Source organism: Citrobacter sp. Cs237 (genome assembly GCF_030332325.1).
GTDB classification, from domain to species: Bacteria; Pseudomonadota; Gammaproteobacteria; order Enterobacterales; family Enterobacteriaceae; genus Citrobacter_A; species Citrobacter_A sedlakii.
Genome location: NZ_JAOWIB010000104.1, coordinates 19,835 through 42,647, shown reverse-complemented (window position 1 = coordinate 42,647; position 22,813 = coordinate 19,835). Strand labels below are relative to the sequence as shown.

At 56.5% G+C, this 22,813-nt stretch carries 21 protein-coding genes; 13 read left to right on the top strand and 8 right to left on the bottom strand.

Translation table 11 applies throughout. The annotated features are described in order from the left end of the window. The 5 genes from OGY07_RS12200 (at position 1) to OGY07_RS12180 (ending at position 5,237) form a co-directional block, all read left to right on the top strand. Entirely contained in the window at positions 1 to 756 is a 756-nt protein-coding gene (locus tag OGY07_RS12200) for a fimbrial biogenesis chaperone (protein ID WP_286600831.1), read from the top strand. Continuing rightward, positions 740 to 2,956 (top strand): fimbria/pilus outer membrane usher protein, encoded by a 2,217-nt coding sequence (locus OGY07_RS12195; RefSeq protein WP_286600829.1) that lies wholly within the window; start codon positions 740 to 742, stop codon positions 2,954 to 2,956. Before OGY07_RS12200 ends, OGY07_RS12195 begins: the two co-directional genes overlap by 17 nt. Beyond that, positions 2,947 to 3,912 (top strand): Csu type fimbrial protein, encoded by a 966-nt coding sequence (locus tag OGY07_RS12190; RefSeq protein ID WP_042292293.1) that lies wholly within the window; start codon positions 2,947 to 2,949, stop codon positions 3,910 to 3,912. Before OGY07_RS12195 ends, OGY07_RS12190 begins: the two co-directional genes overlap by 10 nt. A 110-nt stretch (positions 3,913 to 4,022) precedes the next feature. Further along, the gene (locus OGY07_RS12185) at positions 4,023 to 4,757 is read left to right on the top strand and encodes a winged helix-turn-helix domain-containing protein (RefSeq protein ID WP_042292295.1); all 735 of its coding nucleotides are present in this window, start codon (positions 4,023 to 4,025) and stop codon (positions 4,755 to 4,757) included. 3 nt (positions 4,758 to 4,760) lie between these two features. Next, on the top strand, positions 4,761 to 5,237 hold the full coding sequence (locus OGY07_RS12180; RefSeq protein WP_060570323.1) for a FidL-like protein: 477 nt from the start codon (positions 4,761 to 4,763) through the stop codon (positions 5,235 to 5,237). A gap of 43 nt (positions 5,238 to 5,280) precedes the next feature. On the opposite strand, the gene OGY07_RS12175 is transcribed toward OGY07_RS12180, so the two are convergent. Then, entirely contained in the window at positions 5,281 to 6,303 is a 1,023-nt protein-coding gene (locus tag OGY07_RS12175; protein ID WP_286600826.1) for a zinc-binding alcohol dehydrogenase family protein, read from the bottom strand. A 138-nt stretch (positions 6,304 to 6,441) separates the two neighbouring features. Between OGY07_RS12175 and OGY07_RS12170 the strand changes: the two genes are divergently transcribed. The 3 genes from OGY07_RS12170 (at position 6,442) to OGY07_RS12160 (ending at position 9,471) form a co-directional block, all read left to right on the top strand. Further along, positions 6,442 to 7,356 carry a GntR family transcriptional regulator gene (locus OGY07_RS12170; protein WP_042292297.1) on the top strand — a complete coding sequence of 305 codons (915 nt, stop codon included), beginning with the start codon at positions 6,442 to 6,444 and terminating at the stop codon, positions 7,354 to 7,356. Between the two features lie 218 nt (positions 7,357 to 7,574). Beyond that, positions 7,575 to 8,936 carry an MFS transporter gene (locus tag OGY07_RS12165; RefSeq protein ID WP_042292298.1) on the top strand — a complete coding sequence of 454 codons (1,362 nt, stop codon included), beginning with the start codon at positions 7,575 to 7,577 and terminating at the stop codon, positions 8,934 to 8,936. Positions 8,937 to 8,955: 19 nt separating this feature from the next. After that, positions 8,956 to 9,471, top strand: a complete 516-nt coding sequence (locus OGY07_RS12160) for a GNAT family N-acetyltransferase (RefSeq protein WP_286600823.1) — start codon at positions 8,956 to 8,958, stop codon at positions 9,469 to 9,471. A 101-nt stretch (positions 9,472 to 9,572) separates the two neighbouring features. Here the strand turns inward: OGY07_RS12160 and tsr are convergent, their stop codons facing one another. Together tsr and OGY07_RS12150 are read right to left on the bottom strand one after the other, a co-directional pair. Beyond that, positions 9,573 to 11,237, bottom strand: a complete 1,665-nt coding sequence (tsr, locus tag OGY07_RS12155; protein ID WP_042292301.1) for a methyl-accepting chemotaxis protein — start codon at positions 11,235 to 11,237, stop codon at positions 9,573 to 9,575. A gap of 157 nt (positions 11,238 to 11,394) precedes the next feature. Next, complete coding sequence (locus OGY07_RS12150; RefSeq protein ID WP_042292302.1) at positions 11,395 to 12,402, bottom strand: Ldh family oxidoreductase; 1,008 nt, start codon at positions 12,400 to 12,402, stop codon at positions 11,395 to 11,397. 296 nt (positions 12,403 to 12,698) lie between these two features. Here OGY07_RS12150 and btsT point away from each other — a divergent pair, with 296 nt between their 5' ends. The 3 genes from btsT (at position 12,699) to yjiA (ending at position 16,139) form a co-directional block, all read left to right on the top strand. Further along, positions 12,699 to 14,849 carry a pyruvate/proton symporter BtsT gene (gene btsT, locus OGY07_RS12145; RefSeq protein WP_042292303.1) on the top strand — a complete coding sequence of 717 codons (2,151 nt, stop codon included), beginning with the start codon at positions 12,699 to 12,701 and terminating at the stop codon, positions 14,847 to 14,849. Between the two features lie 117 nt (positions 14,850 to 14,966). Next, positions 14,967 to 15,170 carry a YbdD/YjiX family protein gene (locus tag OGY07_RS12140; protein ID WP_042292305.1) on the top strand — a complete coding sequence of 68 codons (204 nt, stop codon included), beginning with the start codon at positions 14,967 to 14,969 and terminating at the stop codon, positions 15,168 to 15,170. Positions 15,171 to 15,182: 12 nt separating this feature from the next. After that, a complete protein-coding gene (yjiA, locus tag OGY07_RS12135; RefSeq protein WP_042292309.1) occupies positions 15,183 to 16,139 on the top strand; it encodes a GTPase in 957 nt (318 codons plus the stop codon). Between the two features lie 97 nt (positions 16,140 to 16,236). Here the strand turns inward: yjiA and OGY07_RS12130 are convergent, their stop codons facing one another. The 4 genes from OGY07_RS12130 to OGY07_RS12115 all read right to left on the bottom strand — a co-directional run bounded on the left by OGY07_RS12130 (position 16,237) and on the right by OGY07_RS12115 (position 19,148). Further along, on the bottom strand, positions 16,237 to 17,316 hold the full coding sequence (locus OGY07_RS12130; protein WP_286600820.1) for a DUF2955 domain-containing protein: 1,080 nt from the start codon (positions 17,314 to 17,316) through the stop codon (positions 16,237 to 16,239). Then, a complete protein-coding gene (locus tag OGY07_RS12125) occupies positions 17,306 to 18,373 on the bottom strand; it encodes an HlyD family secretion protein (RefSeq protein WP_286600817.1) in 1,068 nt (355 codons plus the stop codon). Before OGY07_RS12125 ends, OGY07_RS12130 begins: the two co-directional genes overlap by 11 nt. 2 nt (positions 18,374 to 18,375) lie before the next feature. Further along, entirely contained in the window at positions 18,376 to 18,840 is a 465-nt protein-coding gene (locus OGY07_RS12120; protein WP_042292325.1) for a MarR family transcriptional regulator, read from the bottom strand. A gap of 146 nt (positions 18,841 to 18,986) precedes the next feature. Continuing rightward, the gene (locus tag OGY07_RS12115) at positions 18,987 to 19,148 is read right to left on the bottom strand and encodes a DUF1127 domain-containing protein (RefSeq protein WP_181822528.1); all 162 of its coding nucleotides are present in this window, start codon (positions 19,146 to 19,148) and stop codon (positions 18,987 to 18,989) included. Positions 19,149 to 19,323: 175 nt separating this feature from the next. Between OGY07_RS12115 and OGY07_RS12110 the strand changes: the two genes are divergently transcribed. Further along, a complete protein-coding gene (locus OGY07_RS12110) occupies positions 19,324 to 20,736 on the top strand; it encodes an aminotransferase-like domain-containing protein (RefSeq protein ID WP_060570330.1) in 1,413 nt (470 codons plus the stop codon). A gap of 38 nt (positions 20,737 to 20,774) precedes the next feature. Here the strand turns inward: OGY07_RS12110 and OGY07_RS12105 are convergent, their stop codons facing one another. Continuing rightward, a complete protein-coding gene (locus tag OGY07_RS12105; RefSeq protein WP_286600813.1) occupies positions 20,775 to 21,728 on the bottom strand; it encodes an Rpn family recombination-promoting nuclease/putative transposase in 954 nt (317 codons plus the stop codon). A gap of 229 nt (positions 21,729 to 21,957) precedes the next feature. On the opposite strand from OGY07_RS12105, the gene OGY07_RS12100 reads away from it, so the two are divergent. Further along, positions 21,958 to 22,773, top strand: a complete 816-nt coding sequence (locus OGY07_RS12100; RefSeq protein ID WP_042292333.1) for a helix-turn-helix transcriptional regulator — start codon at positions 21,958 to 21,960, stop codon at positions 22,771 to 22,773. Positions 22,774 to 22,813: the final 40 nt, after the last annotated feature.

Below are 22,813 nucleotides of genomic sequence, written 5' to 3'. Positions count from 1 at the left end.
ATGCGCTGGCTATTTCTGTTGACGCTGTTTTGTCTGGCTATCCTCGGTTTGTTAAGCCGTTACGCCGAGTCCGCCACGTTACAGGTCGCCCCCGTGACGCTGAATCTTAACCCACATCAGCGCGCCGCCGCCCTGTATCTCACCAACACAGGCGATACGCCGATTCACGCGCAGGTGCGAATCTATGACTGGACGCAGGACGACGGTAAAGACGTCCTCACGCTGACCGACGACATCGTCAGCAGCCCGGCGGTGGCCTCACTGGAGCCCGGACAACAGCAACTGGTGCGCATCGTGGTACTAAACCCAGGCTTACACGCGCATGAACAGAGCTTTCGCCTGCAGATCGACGAACTGCCAGGGCTTTCCGCCGCTGGCGCCAGTCATACCGGCGTCCATTTTCTGTTGCGCTATTCGATCCCTCTGTTTATCGCAGCGGAACACAACGCGGCGCTGGATGACATTTCGCAGCTCGCCTGCGCGCAGCAAGAGACGGATATCTGGTGCCAAAACCGCGGAACATCGCATATTCGTCTGAGTAACGTTCAGGCGCTGGCGAACGATGGCCACCCCATAGAAACACTCCCGGGTCTGGCGGGTTATGTACTGGCAGGACAGCGGTTCATGCTTCCGTTTAAACGCGATCACCGTCGCCTGCTATCCGCCCTGCGCGCCTATCTGAATGAAAATACTGAAGCCAGCCTGCTTAAGGTACATCCTGCTGCTGTGGCTACTGCCCATGACACTCCACGCTGAACCCTCTGCGAAAACCACGCTGTACCTGTCCATTACCGTTAACCATTATGTTCACGACGGACTCTGGGCGGTACGCGTTGAGGATAACGCTCTCTGGCTCGCCAGCCGCGACGCGAAATCTCTGGGGATCGCGTTGAACGATGACAGTCGCCCCTGGATCAATCTCGCTTCTCGCAAGGACATTAAGGCGGAGTTTGACCCTCTGCAACAGCATCTGTCGTTAACGCTCAAACCGTCGGCATTAAACCATCGTCAACATCTGGTCAGCCAGCCGCCCCCGTCGGCACAGGTGCTGCCGCAGGCGGAAACCATGGGGACGCTCTCTCTCGACTATTCACTGTACGCCAGCGAAAGCGCAGCGGAACGACAGGCAAGCGTCCAGAGCCGGATGCAAAGCTCCGGATGGCTGCCTGGCCAACTGAGCAGCAGCATGAACAGCCGCATTCAGCAAGGGCAGAATGACGCGCGCACCCGCCATACCCGTCTGATGACCGCCTGGCAATACGATATGCCGCAGTCGTTAACCAGCCTGACGCTCGGTGACGCCATCACCACCGGGGTAAGCTGGAGCCGCCAGGTACGGTTTGCCGGGCTGCATCTGTCGCGCAACTTTCAGCTTGATCCCCGGCTGAATACCGCTCCACGGGCAGAATTCAGCGACAGCGTGGTTTTGCCGTCAACGGTCGATTTGTACATTGACGGCCTGCGACAAAGCCGCCAGCGGGTCGCGCCGGGCAACTACGTTCTGGATACGATGCCGACCTTTTCTGGACGCGGGCAGGCGCAGGTGGTGATCACCGACATCAATGGACAGCGGCGAGAGGTCACTCTTGACGTATACGGTACGCCAGACATGCTGGCGAAAGGGATGAGCAGCCATTCGCTGGATATCGGTTGGCTACGGGAAAATTATGCCGAACACTCAAACGATTACGCCGCATCCCCGCTACTGGATGCGGGATGGCGCTACGGGGTCAGCAACCAACTGACGCTGGGCGTCCATAGCGAGCAGCATCGACAGGCGCACAATATCGGCATCGCCAGCGACTGGCTACCCTCGCCACGCGCCGGGGTGCTCAGCGGTCATCTGGCGACCAGCCAGGGAAAGGTGGGCAACGGCGTGAAATGGGGGCTGGGCTATCAGTGGAACGCGCAGGGCAGCGGTTTTTCGCTGAACACCAGCCGCAGCAGCGACGACTGGTCTGATATTGCCCGGGTCAGCGGAAGTCTACCCGTCAGCCGCAGCGACAGCCTGTGGCTCAGCCAGGCGTTACCGGACTGGGGCACACTCGGTGCGGGCTGGGTGCGGCAGGACAGCGTACGCTACATCAATGCCAGTTGGTCGCGTACCTTTGATAACCGGATTTCTGCCACGCTGGGCTATAGCCATTCACTCAGCAATGGCGATAAAACCGTTCAGCTTCTGCTCTCTTTGCCACTGGGAAGGCGGGACACGGTGTCGTTCCAGACCCGCCAGACCGCAACTCGCTGGGATTATCGCCATCAACCTGATGACCTGCAGGGCGGCTGGTCCTGGCAGCTTGCCCGCAGCGACGGTCAGCTCAGGCAGCAGCATGCGGAACTTGGGCATTTGAGCCGCTATGGCGAATGGCGCGTTGGTCTGGATCGCGACAACCGCGAGAACAGCCGCTACCTCACCGGCGAAGGCTCCCTGATGCTACTGGAAAAACACGCCTATGCGCTGCGCTACAATCAGCAGGGCATGGCGCTGATCACCACTAACGGAATAGGTCATATCCCCATCGCCATCGAAAACCGGCCTGCGGGCGAAACCGATGAAAATGGCTTTCTGCTGTTGACCGATCTGCCTCGCTACCACCAGAGCAAAATTACCCTGGATCCGCTGAGGTTGCCGCCGGACGTGGTGACGCCGGTGACGGATATCCACGCCGCGCCGGGCGTCACCGAAGCGGTGAAGGTCGACTTTCACGTCCACCGTTCGCGGTTAGTCACGGCACAGGTAGTGGATAAACAGCGTCATCCGCTTCCGATGGGCAGCAGGGTCAATACTCCCGACGGCGCCACGATTGTCGGACGCGACGGGTTTATCTGGCTGGAAAATCCGCCCATGCCGGGAAAACTGGAGATACAACAGCCGGCAGGACGCTGCCAGATCCGTCTGCCCGCCTCTGAACCGCAGGCTGGTCCGGTTAATCTGGGAGAGCTGTCGTGTCTGTAAGCCAGCGCCCGCTGTTCGCGCTACTGCTGTTTATTCTGTCGGCTTTTAACGCCAGCGCCAGCAAATGCTGGATAACCCAGGGCGCAGGCGTCACGTTTGGTACACTGGTGACCGGCAGCGCCAGTACGACGCATGCCAGCGTCCATTTCAGTTGCTATGCCGATTTCGGCGAAACGCGCTACTTCAACGTCTGCCTGAGCAGCCTTGAAGCCAGCCCGTTTAAGATGACCTCCAACGGCGATGAGGAAGGCAAGGCGTACACGATGCTGTTTAACCTGTACAGCGCCGTGGACAATACCCGGCCGCTTACCGCGCAAACGGCGGGTCGCGCGCTGCAAACGCCGCTAACGGTGGGCGGCAATCAGGTCGGCAGCGGCAGTTTTCCCTTAAACGCGGAGATCCCCGCCGGGCAGAACAACCTGCCGGTGCGCAGTTATTTTAACTATGCCCTCGGACTGAAATTAACGTGGAATAGCGCCACCCGCCCCGAGGCGCTCACTGCCTGTCAGGACGGCGTATCACAAGGCGAAGCCATCGACAGCGCCTCACACGCCAGTGCAACTCTGTCAGACAGCTGTTTCATCCAGAATGTCTCGCCGCTCAACTTTGGCGTGGTAAACAGCACCGCATTACGCGGCCAGGTGAACTCAACGGCATCGATCCGTGCCCGTTGTCCTGTCGGCACGCGCTATTCCCTGGGGCTTAGCGTCGGAGAACATGCGCGCGGGCAAAACCGCCAGATGTGCAATTCGCAACAGCAATGCCTCACGTATAACCTCTGGCAGGATGCCGCCATGAGCCGCCCCTGGGGAGACCAGATCGGCAACAATACGCTGGAAATGGACCATCATAACGGCAGCATTCAGGATGTGACGGTGTACGGCAGCGTACCGGCGCAAACCTTAACCGGCACAGGTGAGTTCAGCGACGATGTTGTCGTAACGCTCACTTATTAATCTGTTTAATACCGGTCTGGATCAATGTTACCGATAACATTTAGCGTTAAAATTATTCACGCACTAAATAAATACACCGCTACTCTTTCACCCGGACTACCAATAATCCCATGAAATACCTGCTTGCAGACATGCTCGTTTACGACAACGAGGATGGTACGCTTACACTCCAGAATGACGCCGCTGCGGAAAGTCAGTCGTTAACCTGCACCGCGCAGACCATTCTGAATCTGCTGATCGACCACCACGGCATGGTGGTTGAACGCGAGACGTTCCTGCAGGAGGTGTGGGATAACCGCGGCCTGCACGGTTCCAGTAATTCACTAAATCAATACATCAGTATCCTGCGTAAAATGCTGGCGACGCTGGTGCCCGACAGCCTGTTTATCGTCACGGTGCCGAAAGTGGGGTTTATGCTCAGCGCAGATATGCCCGTGATCCCTCTCGACACAGAAACGCGCGAAAGCGCCCCCGCGTCCCCCCGCTCCCCGCGCATAACCGGGTCGTTGATACTCGTGACGCTCATCGTGACGGGGTTATGTCTCGCGGCATTGTTCTGGAATGCGCATCGTCAGCGTGCAGAATTGTTTCTGCTCAGCCACATTGATACCTGTCCGGTTTACAGCTTCACTCCCTTCCCTGACGGCTTTCGCGAACAGGCGGATGCGCTGCTGGCGCAGATACAAAAAGCCGGTGAATTTCGCTGTCTGCCCGACTCGCTCTTTTATGTGCACATTCAGGATCCGCTGCTGTATGGCGATCAAGGACGGCTGGTGCTCTCGCAGTGCTCGCGCTTTCGCGGACACACCAGCAGTTGTCAGACCTTGTATTACTATGAGTGGTAGACCGTGAAACAGAAAAAAAGGATCTTCGCCGTTCTTGCCCTCAGCCTGCTGGTGATTCTGAGCACCTGGCTGTGGATCAAACACAGTGAGCAGTTGGCCATGACCTGTCAGGGAGGCCTGGTCTTTAAGGATCGGCGGGCAGACAACCCGTTTACCTTTGAAGGCGTCGTGGTGATGCATTTCACGCCCGACGGCACCGGTTATTTCAGTCTGAACGGCGATATCATGAATAAGCAGAATCACTGGACAGTGTCGCGCCAGCAGAATTTCAGTTGGAAGCACATCCATGACGCTTTTTACCAGTTGCAGATCAATCAGGTTGAACGGTTCGGTCATGATGACGTGCCCGCGGGGGTGTTCGAAAAATACGCCCTTGGGATAACGCAGGACCAGAAGCGCCTCTTAAACATTCAACGAACGCCTGATGAGGCGGTTGTCATCAGCAACTATTACTCGCCGCTGCTGGTTTGTGCGGGATAAAAAGACAGCGCCCCACACTGCTCCGGGCGCTGTATGGCAACAGCTAAAACGTTATCACGCCCTTGATCAGTTCCCGGTTATTGATCACTTCACGTTCGAAGATCCCGGCAAGCTGGCTGAACGGATAGCGATGCGTCAGCATCATCTCAGCGGTCAGCTTGCCTTCCGCCATCAGGCGCCCCACTTTGGCAAAATCTTCCGGAGTGGCATTACGGCTGCCCATCAGGGTGGTCTCTTTCTTGTGAAATTCCGGATCGGAAAACTGAAGATCGCCTTTGAACAAACCGACAAACACAATCGTGCCGCCGTGACGAATCAGGTTAACGGCGTTATTCATCGCGTGCGCGCTGCCAGTGGCATCCAGTACCCTCTGTGCCAGCGCGCCGTCAAATTGCGCACGCAGCTGCGCGTCAAAGTCTGTGGCCGACGGATCCACCACCGGCAGCCCAAGGCGGGTGGCGACATGTTCGCGCCGGGCTGGGCTGGTATCCGCCACCACGACCTGCGCGCCATCCGCTTTGGCGATCGCCGCTGCGCCCAACCCGATCGGACCCGCCCCCACAACCAGCACCTGCTCGCCCGGCGCAATTGCCGCCCGTCGAACCGCATGCGCGCTGATGGCATAAGGCTCAATCAATGCCGCCGCTTCCGGCTCAATATCTTCCGCCAGCAGTAAATTCGTTTCCGGGACGCTGAGATACTCGCCAAAGCCGCCGTCCTGGTGAACGCCGATAACCGAAATATGTTCACAGCAGTTTGTGCGACCGCTCAGGCAAGCGGGACACTGTTGGCAGGCGACGTAAGGGATCACCGCCACCTGTTGACCGACCTTAAGATGAGTCACCTTTTCGCCGAGCGCGACAATATCCCCACATATTTCATGGCCTAATACACGTGGATAGTTAAAAAAAGGCTGGTTCCCGCCCCAGGCATGAATATCGGTACCGCAAATACCGACAGTTTTTATTTTAATTAACGCCTCATACCGCGCCGGAATCGGAATTTCTGTTTTTTTCACTATTAATTTTTTGGGTTCCTGACAAATCAACATCGTCATTGTGGACATAATCATGCACTCCGGTTTTTTCGTTGCTTCAGATATTGATGAAAAGCGAAATAACGGCGTAACCGGAAAGCTAATTTGTGAAACTCTACGCATTAAAATGTTTTAAATCGGGTTTTAATGCGCAAAAAGGAGGAAATAATGAGCCGTTCACAAAATTTACGCCACAATGTGATTAATCAGGTAATCGACGATATGGCGCGCGGCCATATTCCCTCTCCGCTGCCGTCGCAAAGCGCGCTGGCGGAAATGTACAACATCAGCCGGACGACCGTGCGCCATATCCTTCATCACCTGTGCGCATGCGGCGTACTGACGCCGGTGGCGGGTGATTACGTCATCGCCCGCCGTCCGGACGCCGACGACGGTTTTGCCTGCACAACGGCGTCGATGGCGGAGCAAAACCGGATATTTGAGCAGGCGTTTTTCACCATGATCAACCAGCGTCAACTGCGCGCGGGCGAAACCTTCTCTGAACTTCAACTGGCGCGCGCGGCGGGCGTAAGCCCAGTCGTGGTGCGGGAATACCTTTTAAAATTCGGGCGTTATAACCTCATTCAAAGTGAAAAACGCGGCTACTGGAGTATGAAGCAATTTGACCAGTCGTGGGCTGAACAGCTTTTTGAGCTACGGGAGATGCTGGAGACGCACGCATTGCAGCATTTTCTCAATCTACCCGATGACGACCCGCGCTGGTTACAGGCCCGAACCTTGCTTGAGCGCCACCGGACGCTGCGCGACAGCATCGGCAGCAGCTTTCGCATGTTTTCCCAGTTGGACCGGGATTTTCACGCGTTGCTCCTTTCCGCTGCAGATAATATATTTTTTAATCAATCACTTGAAATTATCTCCGTGATCTTTCATTTCCACTATCAGTGGGACGAGCGTGACCTGAAGCAGCGCAATATCATCGCCGTCGACGAACACATGACCATCCTCAGCGCATTAATCTGCCGAAGCGATCTCGATGCCACGCTGGCACTGCGTAACCATCTGAATACCGCGAAACAATCGATGATTCGCTCAATCAATCAGCGTGTCCAGGAGACGTATTAAAGACAGATTAAAAACAGGATTCCGGAACCCACCGCACGCTTTTATCAAAATAAAAACGCGGAAGAAATATCCCTTACCTATGCTCACGAACTGTCGACGTTATTAAAAAAGCATTGTGAGCGGCGGGGATAAAATATTCCTTTGCCGATCGTTTACATGAACGCTGCGCGACACGATGTCCCGCAGAAAATAATAAACACAAGTAATGGGAGTCCGGCGTGGAAAAAGACAATATTACCCTCGACCCGCGTTCTTCATTTGACAAACCGGCCACTGCCGATATTACCGTCCCGCCTGAAGGCATGGTACAACGCAGCAGTCGAATAAAACGTATTCAGACCACTGCAATGATTTTATTATTTTTCGCGGCGGTGATTAATTATCTTGACCGTAGTTCGCTGTCGGTGGCGAACCTGACGATCCGGGAAGAGTTAGGGCTAAGCGCCACCGAGATCGGCGCGCTGCTGTCGGTCTTTTCTCTGGCCTACGGCATCGCCCAACTTCCCTGCGGCCCGCTGCTGGACCGCAAAGGGCCACGCATTATGCTCGGCCTCGGCATGTTCTTCTGGTCGCTGTTTCAGGCGCTTTCCGGGATGGTGCACAGCTTTACGCAGTTTGTGCTGGTGCGCATCGGCATGGGGATTGGCGAAGCGCCGATGAACCCGTGCGGCGTGAAGGTCATCAACGACTGGTTTAACATCAAAGAGCGTGGTCGCCCAATGGGCTTTTTTAACGCGGCATCCACTATTGGCGTAGCCATCAGTCCCCCGATTCTGGCGGCAATGATGCTGGTCATGGGCTGGCGCGGCATGTTTATTACCATCGGCGTGCTGGGCATCTTTCTCGCCATCGGCTGGTATATGCTGTATCGCAACCGCGAGCAGGTGGAACTGACCGCTGTCGAACAGGCTTATCTGAACGCCGGGAGCGTCAACGCCCGTCGCGACCCGTTGAGTTTTGCCGAATGGCGCAGCCTGTTCCGCAACCGCACCATGTGGGGCATGATGCTCGGCTTTAGCGGCATTAATTATACCGCGTGGCTGTATCTGGCCTGGCTGCCTGGGTATCTGCAAACGGCCTACAGCCTGGATTTAAAGAGTACCGGGCTGATGGCGGCGATCCCTTTCCTGTTCGGCGCGGCGGGGATGCTGGTCAACGGCTACGTCACCGACGGGCTGGTAAAACGCGGAATGCAGCCAATTAAAAGCCGTAAAATCTGCATTATCGCCGGGATGCTGTGCTCTGCAGCCTTCACCTTTGTGGTGCCAAACGCCACCACCTCCATGAGCGCGGTTCTGCTGATTGGCATGGCGCTGTTTTGTATCCATTTCGCCGGAACTTCCTGTTGGGGTCTTATCCACGTGGCTGTCGCTTCACGGATGACCGCGTCGGTGGGCAGTATCCAGAACTTCGCCAGCTTTATCTGCGCCTCGTTCGCGCCGATTATTACCGGTTTTATCGTTGATACCACCCACTCATTCCGCCTGGCGTTGATTATTTGCGGCTGCGTCACCGCAGCAGGCGCGTTGGCTTACATCTTCCTGGTTCGCCAGCCAATTAGCGATCCCCGTAAGGTGTGAAAGGCAATATACTGAGCGGATGAAAATACACTGCCGCCCCACCACACTTGCTGATACCGCTGACCTGCCCGCCATTGAGCGCTCGGCAGGACGGCGCTTTTTAGCCGTTCCTGCGCTTGCCTGGATCGCTGACGACACCATTACGACCGTGGAGCAGCATCGGGAATATGTCTTAGCCGGAATGAGCTGGCTGGCAGAGACCGACGGGCATGCCGTTGGCTTCCTGCTCGCAGAAGCACAGGAGTCTTCGCTGTATATCGCAGAGTTTTCGCTGCATCTCGACTGGCAGGGGAAAGGAATTGGTCGTCAGTTGCTCAACGTTGTCAGACAATGGGCTGATGAACAGGGCTATACCGCGATGACGTTGACCACGTTTCGTGACGTGGCGTGGAACGCGCCGCTGTATGCCCGGCTGGGCTTTGAGATGCTCGACGAGGACTCGCTGCCAGCCGCATTGCGTCAGAAGCGAGAAGCAGAAACGGCGCGGGGTATCGCCCGTGGATCCCGCTGCGCCATGCGCCTGCGTCTGAGGTAAACCCCCGAGGGCGGCTACGCTTTTCCAGGCCGACGCTTACCCGGTAGGCCGGTTAAGCGCAGCGCCAACCGGCGGCGTTCCTTCGCCACCGGCTTTACCGCTTAAAACGTTTCCCAGTTCTCGCCGGTATCCGCCACAACGGCCTTGCGCGGCTGAACGGGCGCCGACACCGGTTTCACGCTGGCGGTTTCGCGCGCGCGCTGCTGCTCCTGTTGGATGCGGAACACGGCGACAGCCTGAGTCAGGCGGCTGGCCTGCTCTTCCAGCGCTGCAGCCGCCGCTGCGGACTCTTCCACCAGCGAGGCGTTCTGCTGCGTGACGCGATCCATCTCCGCCACGGCCAGGCCGACCTGATCAATCCCACGGCTTTGTTCGTCAGACGCGGAGGCGATTTCGCCCATAATGTCGGTTACGCGCGTGACCGCGTTCACGATCTCATCCATCGTTTCCCCCGCGCTTTCCACCAGCGTAGAGCCAACGTCAACACGGCTCACCGAGTCTTCGATCAGGCTCTTGATCTCACGCGCCGCCTGGGCGCTACGTTGCGCCAGATTACGCACTTCACCGGCGACCACAGCGAATCCGCGGCCCTGCTCGCCTGCACGCGCCGCTTCAACCGCCGCGTTAAGCGCCAGGATGTTGGTCTGGAAGGCAATACCATCGATCACGCTAATAATGTCGGCGATTTTTTGCGAACTGGAAGCGATATCGCGCATGGTCTGCACCACGTTGTCCACCACTTTACCGCCTTTTTGCGCCGTCTCGGAGGCGCTAAGCGCCAGATGGCTGGCCTGACGGGCGTTTTCGGCGTTCTGCTTCACGGTAGCGGTCAGTTCTTCCATGCTCGCCGCGGTCTCTTCCAGAGACGCCGCCTGTTGTTCGGTACGGGAGGAGAGATCGTTGTTGCCCATGGCGATTTCACTGGCGCCGCTGTAAATCGCGTTCGCGCCGTTACGCACATCACCCACGGTACGCACCAGCTCGCCCTGCATATGGCGCAGGCTCTCCGCCAGTTGGCCCATTTCGTTAGAGCCTTCCACATCAATACGCTTCACCAGATCGCCGCTGGCGATATGGCGAATACTTTCAATCAGCCGGTTCATCGGCGCAATCAGCGACAGCTTAATGCCAAACCAGACGGCAAAAATCACTACCAGCACCGCGAGCAGCACGCAGCCAAGCACCCACATCGCCTGATTGTAAGAGTTGTTGTTGTCCTTGACCGCCTGGTCATAAAGTCGGTCGTTCTGCTCAAGATAGCTCACATACTGCTTCTCAAAAGCGTCCTGATATCCCTGGGTTGGCTGATCGAAAAACGCGTTGATATTACCCGCGCCGAGCAGTTGTATAAGTTCAGCCAGCGCGTTGTGGTAAATGTCGTAATTGCGTTTGATCTCAGCCGAAGCCGCTTCGCTTTGGCGCGGGTCACGCGGCAACGCTTCGTAATCGGCCCAGTTTTTTTCCGCCTGTTTCAGCGACGCCGTGGCTATCTGCATCAGATCCGCCACGGTCGCGCCGCTACCGATGTTGTTCTGATCCATCATGTAACGGATACCTGCGCGGTTCAGGGTATTGCGGGTCTGCAACAGCGCCACCCAGCTACCGTTTAGCGTGGACTGTTGCTGGCGAATGGTTTGTAAAACGGTGAAATTCTCTTTGTCATTCTTCAATGCGTTAAAGAACAGACCGCCTGAGGTGAGTTGTAAAAGGCCAAACAGCGCCAGGACCAGCAATAAGCTGGTCACAATCTTGATACGTTTTAACATGTTTTCTCTTTCCGCTAGACAGATACTCTGGTTTTCGGCCTGGAATGAGAAAACTTTATGGAACCGCGGGCGGTATCACAGGAAATTTGCTTAATTAACTGGCAATAACGGTGATAACCCTCTCTGCAAACGGGCAGCGGGCGGCTGCCCGCGTACGTTACAGCAATGCTGAAATCTCCTCATACAGCGAGCGTGGGATCGTCACGCCTGCATCCTGGCATGTTTGCCGCGAGATGAAACGACGCTCGCCCGGCAGCCGCGCCCCCTGCGCCTGCATTGAGGCAAACAGCGTTTCAGCACGATCCAGATGTACATGGGCTTCCGCGCCCAGAAACCGTTCAGGATCAAGCGCCAGGATCAGCTCGCCGCCGTACGGCAAACCGCCTGCGCCATCGTCCCAGGCCAGCGACTCTGCGCTGGTCATATCGCCAATCAGCGGCCCGGCCAGCAGCTCCACCATCGCGGCGAAGGCGGAGCCTTTATGCCCGCCAAACGTCAGCATCGCGCCATCCAGCACCGCCTGCGGATCGGTAGACGGTTGCCCTTCACTGTCGATTCCCCAGCCTTCGGGTATGGGCTTTCCGGCTCGCAGATGAAGCTGAATTTCACCACGCGCCGCCGCGCTGGTCGCCATATCGAAAATATACGGCGGCTTGTCTTTTCGCGGCCAGCCAAAGGCGATGGGGTTCGTACCAAACAACGGACGCGTACCGCCAGCCGGCGCGACCCAGGCATGGCTTGGCGTACAGGCGTAGCCGACCAGCCCGGCGTCGGTGAGCGGTTCGATATCGGCGAACAGCGCTGAGAAATGCACACAGCGATTAATGGCCAGCGCCGCAATGCCGCAGGTTTTGGCTTTGCAAATCAGCAGCGGCAGCGCCTGTTCATAGGCCACCAGCGAAAACGCGCCGCCCGCGTCGGCTTTGACAATCGCGGGGGCCTGATCGGTAATGACCGGACGCGCATCCGCAGAGACTTTTCCCTTACGCAGGGTGTCGACAATCCCCAGCAGCCGCCACAGGCCATGTGACGCGCATCCGTCGCGTTCACCCGCCGTGACGTTACGCGCGATAGCATCTGCATGTTCAGCGCTAAAGCCGTTTTTACATAACACTTCGCGTGACAGCGCATAGGCCTCAGAGAGTGCGAGGGTGACGTTTTCCATGTTCTTCTCCTTATAAGAGTGTCGGCAATAAGCGTAGACCCTTATTGCCCGAGGCCACAGTATTTTTCATTGTGATCTCAGTCACATAAAATCAATCCCTTAACGGTCGTCTTTACCGCTTACTGACACTTCTGACCGCTTAACTCAACATTTGACCGCTTACCCATTTACCTTACTTTACGCGCGCGTACCTCTGGCAAGATCGCTCCACCTTAGTCGTCATTTTTTTCTCCTCAAACGCAACGCAAACCCAACGGCTTCGGCCAATTATTCATCTTAGAAAACCAGGTTTTACTATGGATACTAAAAAGATATTCAAGCACATACCCTGGGTGATCCTCGGGATCATCGGGGCCTTCTGCCTCTCGGTAGTGGCCTTACGTCGGGGTGAACACGTCAGCGCCCTGTGGATCGTGGTCGCTTCCGTGTCGGTATATCTGGTGGCTTACCGCTACTACAGCCTGTACATCGCCCAAAAGGTGATGAAGCTTGACCCTACACGTTCAACGCCTGCGGTCATCAATAACGATGGCCTGAACTATGTTCCGACCAACCGCTACGTGCTGTTTGGTCACCACTTTGCCGCTATCGCTGGCGCGGGTCCACTGGTTGGGCCGGTTCTGGCGGCGCAGATGGGCTACCTGCCGGGTACGCTGTGGCTGCTGGCGGGCGTGGTGCTGGCCGGGGCGGTGCAGGACTTCATGGTACTGTTTATTTCTTCACGCCGTAACGGCGCGTCGCTTGGCGAGATGATCAAAGAAGAGATGGGCACCGTGCCGGGGACCATCGCCCTCTTTGGTTGCTTCTTAATCATGATCATCATCCTCGCCGTCCTGGCGCTGATCGTGGTCAAAGCGCTGGCGGAAAGCCCGTGGGGTGTCTTCACCGTCTGCTCAACGGTGCCGATCGCGCTGTTTATGGGCATTTACATGCGCTTTATTCGCCCCGGTCGCGTGGGTGAAGTCTCCGTGATTGGTATCGTTCTGCTGGTCGCCTCGATCTATTTCGGCGGCGTGATCGCGCACGACCCGTACTGGGGCCCGGCGCTGACCTTTAAAGACACCACCATTACCTTTGCGCTGATCGGCTACGCGTTTGTTTCCGCACTGCTGCCGGTCTGGCTGATCCTCGCGCCGCGCGACTATCTGGCGACCTTCCTGAAAATCGGCGTTATCGTCGGTCTGGCGCTGGGTATCGTTATCCTGAACCCGGAACTGAAAATGCCTGCGATGACTCAGTACATCGACGGCACCGGCCCGCTGTGGAAAGGCGCGCTGTTCCCGTTCCTGTTCATTACCATTGCCTGCGGCGCGGTTTCTGGCTTCCACGCGCTGATCTCGTCCGGTACCACACCGAAACTGCTGGCCTGTGAAACCGACGCGCGTTTCATTGGTTATGGCGCAATGCTGATGGAATCCTTCGTAGCGATCATGGCGCTGGTTGCGGCATCCATCATCGAACCGGGTCTCTATTTTGCGATGAACACCCCGCCTGCGGGCCTGGGCATCACCATGCCGAACCTGCATGAAATGGGTGGCGAAAACGCGCCGCTGATTATGGCGCAACTGAAAGACGTCACCGCACACGCGGCGGCCACCGTCAGCTCCTGGGGCTTCGTGATTTCGCCAGAGCAGATCCTGCAAACTGCGAAAGACATCGGTGAACCGTCCGTGCTGAACCGTGCTGGCGGCGCACCGACGCTGGCGGTAGGTATCGCGCATGTCTTCCACAAGGTGCTGCCTATGGCGGATATGGGCTTCTGGTACCACTTCGGTATTCTGTTTGAAGCGCTGTTCATCCTGACCGCGCTGGATGCCGGTACCCGTTCTGGCCGCTTCATGCTGCAGGATCTGCTGGGTAACTTCGTGCCGTTCCTGAAGAAAACTGACTCTCTGGTCGCCGGCATTATCGGCACCGCGGGCTGCGTGGGTCTGTGGGGCTACCTGCTGTACCAGGGTGTGGTCGATCCGCTGGGCGGCGTGAAGAGCCTGTGGCCGCTGTTCGGTATCTCTAACCAGATGCTGGCTGCCGTGGCGCTGGTTCTCGGCACCGTGGTGCTGATCAAAATGCAACGCACCAAATACATCTGGGTCACCGTGATCCCTGCGGTCTGGCTGCTGATCTGCACCACCTGGGCGCTGGGTCTGAAACTGTTCAGTGACAACCCGCAGATGGAAGGCTTCTTCTACATGGCTAACCAGTACAAAGAGAAGATTGCCAACGGTGGCGAGCTGACCGCTCAGCAGATCGCCAACATGAACCACATTGTTGTGAACAACTACACCAACGCAGGCCTGAGTATTCTGTTCCTGGTGGTGGTGTACAGCATTATTTTCTACGGTTTTAAAACCTGGCTGAAAGTGCGTAACGTGGACAAACGTACCGATAAAGAAACCCCGTACGTTCCGGTTCCGGAAGGCGGCGTGAAGACATCTTCACATCATTAAAAACCGAGACCGGGTGGCGCTGCGCTTACCCGGTCTACGTATGATGAGCGCCGCAGTAAAGTAGGCCGGATAAGGCGTTAGCCGCTATCCGGCTTAATTCATTACAGGTATAAGACAATGTTTGGTAACTTAGGGCAGGCAAAAAAGTACCTCGGCCAGGCGGCGAAGATGTTGATTGGCATTCCAGACTACGACAATTACGTCGAGCATATGCAGACCAATCATCCCGATCAGCCGTACATGAGCTACGAAGAGTTCTTCCGCGAGCGCCAGCAAGCACGCTACGGCGGCGACGGTAAAGGCGGCATGCGCTGCTGTTAGAAGGAGAAGTGAATGACCCCGATTGCAGTCACCCTACTCACCGGATTTCTTGGCGCGGGTAAAACCACCCTGCTGCGCCATATCCTCAACGAACAGCACGGCTATAAAATCGCTGTTATCGAAAACGAGTTCGGCGAAGTCTCCGTTGATGACCAACTCATTGGCGATCGCGCCACGCAGATAAAAACCCTGACTAACGGCTGTATTTGCTGCACCCGCTCCAACGAGCTGGAGGATGCGCTGTTGGACCTGCTTGATAATCTTGATAAAGGCAACATCAGCTTTGACCGGTTGGTGATTGAGTGCACCGGCATGGCCGACCCCGGTCCGATCATTCAGACCTTTTTCTCCCATGAGGTCATTTGCCAGCGTTATCTGCTGGACGGCGTTATTGCGCTGGTCGATGCGGTTCACGCCGACGAGCAGATGAATCAGTTCACCATCGCCCAGTCCCAGGTCGGTTACGCCGACCGTATCCTGCTGACCAAAACCGACGTGGCGGGCGGGAGTGAAAAACTGCGCGAGCGGCTGGCGCGCATCAACGCCCGCGCCCCGGTATATACCGTGACGCACGGCGATATTGACCTCTCTCTCCTGTTCGATACTAACGGCTTTATGCTGGAAGAGAACGTGGTCAGCGCGACACCACGCTTCCATTTTATTGCCGATAAGCAGAATGATATTTCTTCCATTGTGGTGGAACTGGATTATCCGGTAGATATTGGCGACGTTTCGCGCGTGATGGAAAACCTGCTGCTGGAATCCGCCGACAAACTGCTGCGCTACAAAGGGATGTTATGGATTAAAGGCGAACCCAACCGCCTGCTGTTCCAGGGCGTACAGCGTCTGTACAGCGCCGACTGGGATCGCCCGTGGGGCGACGAAACACCCCACAGCCAGCTTGTGTTTATTGGTATTCAATTGCCGGAAGACGAAATCAGAGCCGCATTTGCGGGGCTGGAGAAGTAATATCTCCCTGCCCGATGGTGACGCCTGTCGGGTCCGGCCCCACGGGCCGGAGAAAGCGTTTACGCTATCATCCGGCGCCTTCCCATGTAAGCCCGAATCACTCCACCACAAACCGCGTTGCCGCAAAGCAGTTCAGTACCCGGTGTACCAAAAACACCATCGTCAACGTTACCATCAGCGCCACGGTGACCGAGGTGATGCGGTACAGATCGCTGAACACCAGGTCGCTGTCCGGGTGCAGGTTCTGACCGAACATAATGCCGATGGTAGTGATACTGGCGAAGCCCACTCCCGCGCCGACCTTTTCCATCACATGCAGGCGAGCGCTGAAGGCCAGGCCGAGCCCAATTAACGGCATCATGAGCAGCATGTGGTTGCTGAAGTCATAAATAATCAGCTGCACCACCAGAATGTACAGGCAGGCCAACACGACGCCCACCACGCGCCAGATAGAACTGATCACCGCGCCACGATAGTGCATGGGAAAGAGAATCAAAATGCCCGCCATCAGCGCCGACAGGGAGTCACTGAGATCGCAAATCTGGAAAACTACAAAGATCATCGTCGCCACACTGCCGGAAAGCAGCGACTCATGACGAACCCGGGCAGCGTCTTTGTCAATACGCGGCGGCGGCTGTCGCGGTTCCACATCGGGAATCAGATAGTGCAGCAGCGCGCTCAGCGCCACGGCCATCACGCAGGCTTCCATATTTGAAAACATCAGCGTATGCCAGTTTGTGGTGGGATAGCTCATAAAGTTAAGCATTGTACTCTGGCAAACCACCCCCATTGAGCCGAGCAGAAACAGTGGCCCCTTGCTCATAAAGCGAAAGCGCATCACGTACAGAGCCAATACCACCAGCGTCATAATAAGCGGCCATTGCGAAAGATAACCGACAATCAGTACCATTTCGACGCAGTTCACCGCTGCGCTGAACACAAACTGCGTCGCCACGTGACGGTTAAACACCGGCACCAGCGACATCAGCATCAGCGGATAGACCACAAAAAACACGCCGTACTGAACGTTGTAAAATGTGGAAACACTGAGGGCAACCGTTCCGGCGACGGCGATGCGTACGGTCTGGCGAAAATCGTTGGCCGTGTAAACAATCCTCCCGTGCGGCGTAAACACCTGTGCCAGCGTATTTATCGAGGCCAGAGAGCTAATAAACATAGTGCAGCCAGCTTACGAGGTGGATCTGCGCCCCGGCGAAGGTGCGGGCAAACGGCCCTTCACTGTTATACAGTTGCACTGTGGCGCGCGCCCCGGTCGGTAACGGTTTTTCCAGCGGCTTGTCCAGCGCCACATGGATGCGCATCCGCTGGGCATCACGTACCCAGCGTGTGGACTGCTCCGGCTGCGACAGTTGGCCATTCACATCCTCCTGCCCCGCCAGGATCCCGGCATCGCTGCTGGTGACGTGAGCGGGAAACACGTTGCCCGGCAGTGCGTCAAAGACCACGGCGGCATCGGTGCTGGTCTGAGTATGGCGCAGGCTCTTCTCGCGAAAGTCGGCCACGATATCGGTCTGGTTGCTGACCAGCGCCAGCAGCGGCGTGGCGGCAGTAGCATACAGGCCGGGGTTTAGCTGCAGATTACTCACCGTGCCGTCGGTCTCGGCTCTGACCTTCGTCCAGGCCAGGTTCAGCTTCGCCTCGTCAAGCGCGTTACGGTATTTTTGAAGCGTGACGTTACGACTGTCGTCGCGTTCGCCACGCTGGATCAGCAGGTTCTGAATATTGGCTGTCAATGCCGATACCGACTGTTCGCTGGTTTGCCAGGCGGTGCGGACTTTGTCGAGATCCGCCTGAGAGACGTTCTGCATCGCGCTCAGCTTCTGGTAGCGATTAAGCGTAAGTCTGTCGTTGTGGGCGGTGTATTGCGCGGTGCGCAGGCTGGCGCGCGCAGCGGCGATCTGCGCATCCAGTTGCTGATTGCTCAGTTTCGCCTGTTCCAGAGCGATCTGCGCAGCCTCAACTTTATTAATAAACGGTGTCGGGTCGAGCTCATACAGCAGATCGCCTTTTTTCACCTGGCTGTTGTTGTGTACGTAAACGTGGGAGACGTAACCGGATACCCGGGAAGAAACCGGCGTGACCACGCGCATTACGGTGGCGTCCGGCGTCAGTGGGATCCAGATATCGGCAACAATAAACCAGGCGAATATCACCAGGAAAGCGGCAATACTCACCCTTACCCAACGGGCAAATTTTTGTTCTGGCGTCATCATTTTTAGCGTTGATTATCTTCTTCGCGGATTGTCCGCAGATTGCAGGCGATTTGATTAAGTGTGGCGCTGAAAAGGGCAAGTTCCGCTTCCGGGATGGTGCAGGTCACGCGCTGCTGATACGTCTCGATCACCCTGTTGAGTTCACGCAGAACCGCGCGACCGTTGTCCGTCAGGGTGAGCAGGCGAATACGCTTGTCCCAGGGCGATATGGAACGTATCAGATAACCCCGTTTTTCCAGCTGCGCGAGCGTGCGCATGAGCGGCGGCAGTTCAATACCCTGCATTTCAGCCAACTCGCTTACCGAGACGTTATCGCCCAGTTGATGCAATTGCATCAATACCGTCCAGCTTGACTGCGTCAGGCCGGTGTCGGTGATGGCGGTATCAATAATGGCGCGCCACTGACGCACCACCATCGCCATGCGCATGCCCATCGGACGGCGGGCAAACAGTTCGTCTTCGGTCATAGCACTTCCCCTCTTAGCTGAGGGGAAAATAATACTTATCAGGATAAGTATCAAGAAACAGGCCGGGTATTCGCATGAATTGATAAATATCATGAATGTATTTAGAACGACGCTGTGCGCGTCGCCCTTATTGATTTTACGGGCTTTTAGAGCTCATCCCGCCGTAAGCCAATATCTTTGAGCCGTTCATCATTCATCTGTTGCAAAATGCGTCGCGAGTAAACCCGTAAGCGCCACGCTTTATACGCCCGCCAGATCAGCATAAATCCCGCAAATGGCCGTTTTGCCCTGTTCTCGTAAAATTCCATTCTCCACCTCCGCATTAACCTGAGGCTTTATTCTGGCGGGGTGCGATTATTCAATACAGATTCAAAAAACACTTTTCTTTAACATACAGATTGACTAAAAATACGTCTGAACTGCAAAAAATGCACCTGTCTGTACTGGTTTTGAAATCTGTATGGCATTTATAAGGGATACAGCATGACGCGTTATCAACATCTGGCCAATCTGCTGGCTGAACGTATTGAGCAAGGTTTATATCGTCATGGAGAAAAATTGCCGTCAGTGCGCAGCCTGAGCCAGCAACATGGCGTGAGTATCAGTACTGTGCAACAGGCGTATCAGCGCCTGGAATCGCAGCAGCTCATTACGCCACAGCCGCGGTCGGGCTATTTTGTCGCGCCGCGCAAAGCGCAGCCGCCGGTCCCTCCGATGTCACGACCGGTACAGCGTCCGGTGGAGATCACCCAGTGGGATCAGGTGCAGGATATGCTGGAAGGGCATCACGACGCGTCCATCATTCCCTTTAGTAGCGGCATCCCGGACATCAGCCAGCCAAGCCTGAAGCCGCTCTGGCGCGAGTTAAGCCGCGTTGCGCAGCACAATCTGAGCGCGGTGCTGGGCTATGATGAGCTATCCGGCTGTCGCGAACTGCGTCAGCAAATCGCGCGGCTGATGCTCGACGGCGGTTCCGTGGTCACCGCCGAAGATATTGTCATAACCAGCGGCAGCCAGAGCAGCATGTCGCTGGCGCTGCTGGCGGTGTGTCAGCCGGGGGATATTGTCGCCGTGGAATCGCCCGCATACTACGGCACCATGCAGCTTCTGCGCGGTTTAGGCATCAAAGTAATTGAAATTCCTACCGATCCGGATACGGGGATCAGTATCGAAGCGCTGGAACTGGCGCTGGAACAATGGCCGGTCAAAGGGGTCATACTGGTGCCAAACTGCAATAATCCGCTTGGGTTTATCATGCCGGATGCGCGTAAGAAAGCGGTACTGGCGCTCGCCCAGCGTCACGATATCGTTATTTTCGAAGACGATGTTTACGGCGAACTGGCCTCGGAGTACCCTCGCCCGAAAACCATTCACGCCTGGGATATCGACGGACGGGTGATTCTGTGCAGCTCGTTTACCAAATCGGTCGCGCCGGGCCTGCGCGTCGGTTGGGTGGCGCCTGGCCGTTACCATGACAAGCTGCTGCATATGAAGTACGCCGTTATCGGCTCCAACGTCCCGGTCACCCAACTGGCGGCGGCCGCGTTTGTCCGGGAGGGTCACTATCACCGTCACCTCCGGCGAATGCGCCAGATTTACCAACGCAACATGGAAATCTACACCTGCTGGGCACGGGAATATTTTCCCGGCGGCATCTGCATCACGCGGCCAAAAGGCGGTTTTTTACTGTGGGTTGAATTACCAGAACAGGTCGATATGGTCTGCGTGGCGAAACAACTCTGTCGACTGAGAATCCAGGTTGCGCCCGGCTCCCTGTTTTCGGCATCAGGTAAATACCGCAACTGCGTGCGCATCAATTGCGCGCTACCACCGGACGAGAAACACCGGGAAGTGATGCAAAAGCTTGGCGAGGCGATTAAGGTGGCGATGGACTAGCTTCTGCCACCCGCTACGCGTTGCCAGTCGGGCGCCCCTCAATGCGCCACGTTTTGTATCTCTTCCGCAGAGAGCCCGGTCAGACGCTGCACCGTTGGAGGTTCAATCCCCTCCGCGAGCATCATTGCGGCAATACGCCGGGCTGCTGCGCGCTGGCCTTCGGCCAGCCCTTCCTGTTTGCCTTCCTGTTTACCCTGCTCCATGCCCTGGCGGATCCCTTTTCTGAGAATCGCATTACGAAATCTTTCTGCAACCGTCATTAATCGCTCCTTGTGTTGAGGCACCCGCTGCGCCATCTCTTCCAGAAAGACGCTGAACCGTGGCGTATAACCGTGCTGTCTTTGTAAATAATTAAACAGCGCTTTCAACTGTCTGTCATTAGCGCAACCGGTAACGAGTAGCGATGCCAGTTGTTCTACCAGCCCCAACAGATCGCGTCTGCGAATATGCTTTTGGACCAACTCCAGTACCGCCATCCGCCGATGCTGCATAATTTCATCGTCCGGGATCACCGTGATATCCACCAGAGGGAACGCGGCGCTATACAGTTCACGCGCCAGCGCAGGATCGGCAAAGTCATCCAGCCAGTTCAGGGAGAAGGGATAAGGGCTTTCCGCGCCGTGATAAAACAGCATCGGCACCACCAGCGGCAGCCGCTTATGCCCGGCGTCTAAATGCTGTTGCATCGCCGCGATGGCGTAGCGCATCAGCCTGAATGCCATATGTGCATCAGGCGTGCTTTGATGCTCGATAACCACATAGATATACCCCTCGCCCTCATCGGTTTGTACCGACCACAGCACATCTGAATAATACGCCCGCAGATTGTCTTCAATAAAACTGGTCGGCTCCAGCTTCAGCGTCTGCAAATCGCACAGCGATCGCAGCGAAGCCGGAAGGTGAATATCCAGAAAATCACGGGCGGTATCCGGATGGCGCAGAAAGGTCTTAAACACGGCGTCATGCGGGGTGGATGTATTTGATTTGCTCATGGCGGTCCATCACCTAAAAAATTTACCGCCACGTTACCGTGCCGCCTCCCCCGTTTCATGCGCCACTTTTCTTCTCTGCGAAACGCCTCCAGAGAAAAAGTCCCCCCAGATGTAACAGCAACATGTTCGCGGAATGCGCTACGCAAAAACCACACAACGTCGGCGATTACGACGTTTCCGCCGTCCGGCCTGTGGTATAACTCATCATTATCAACAGGAGAGGCTGACCGTGAACCGCACCCGAAATATTTCACAATCATTCTGGCGTGACGAACAACTGCCGTGGCTGGAATTACGCAGTACCAGACGCAGCCATCAGGCCTACAAGCGCCATTACCACCCGCAACTGTCGGTTGGCGCGATCCTGGAAGGAGAAACCCGTTGCGTCAGTCACGGTGTAGAGTACCGCCTGCAGGCAGGCGATCTGATTGTGATCCCGCCGGATGCGCCACACAGCTGCAACCCGGTAGACGGACAGTGTCGCAGCTATCATATGCTCTATCTGGACGCAGACTGGTGCCGTGCGCAATTCGTTGGCGTGACCGCCAGCGCGCGCCTTGTCGCCCCCGCGCCGGTCATTCGCAGCCCGTCGCTGTTTGCCGATTACCTTACGCTGGTTACGTTCATGGCGCGCCGACAGACGGCAGCGGTAGCGAGCGCCGCCCAGCGTCTGCTGCGCCAGCTCCCCTTGCACATTGGCACGACAGATACTCCACGCGCCAGCAGTCGCTATTTACTGACACGCCTGCAAAGCGATTTGCTTTCTCCACCGTCGCTGGATGAGTTAGCCCATGAGTGCCAGATGCGTAAAGAGACGCTGATCCGCACCTTTAAACAGGATATCGGCCTGACGCCGGGCAGTTACCTGAACATCGCGCGCATCGGTTACGCCCGTGCGCGTTTACGCGCCGGGGAGACGATTGCCGACGTCAGTTACCAGAGCGGATTCGCCGATCAGAGTCATTTTCATCGCACCTTTGTCAGCTATACCGCCGCCACGCCGCGACAGTATGCGTCGGGGCGATCAATATCAGACAATAATTAGCGCCGGACAAAAGGTAGGGTGATCTCAGGTTTACTGTCTG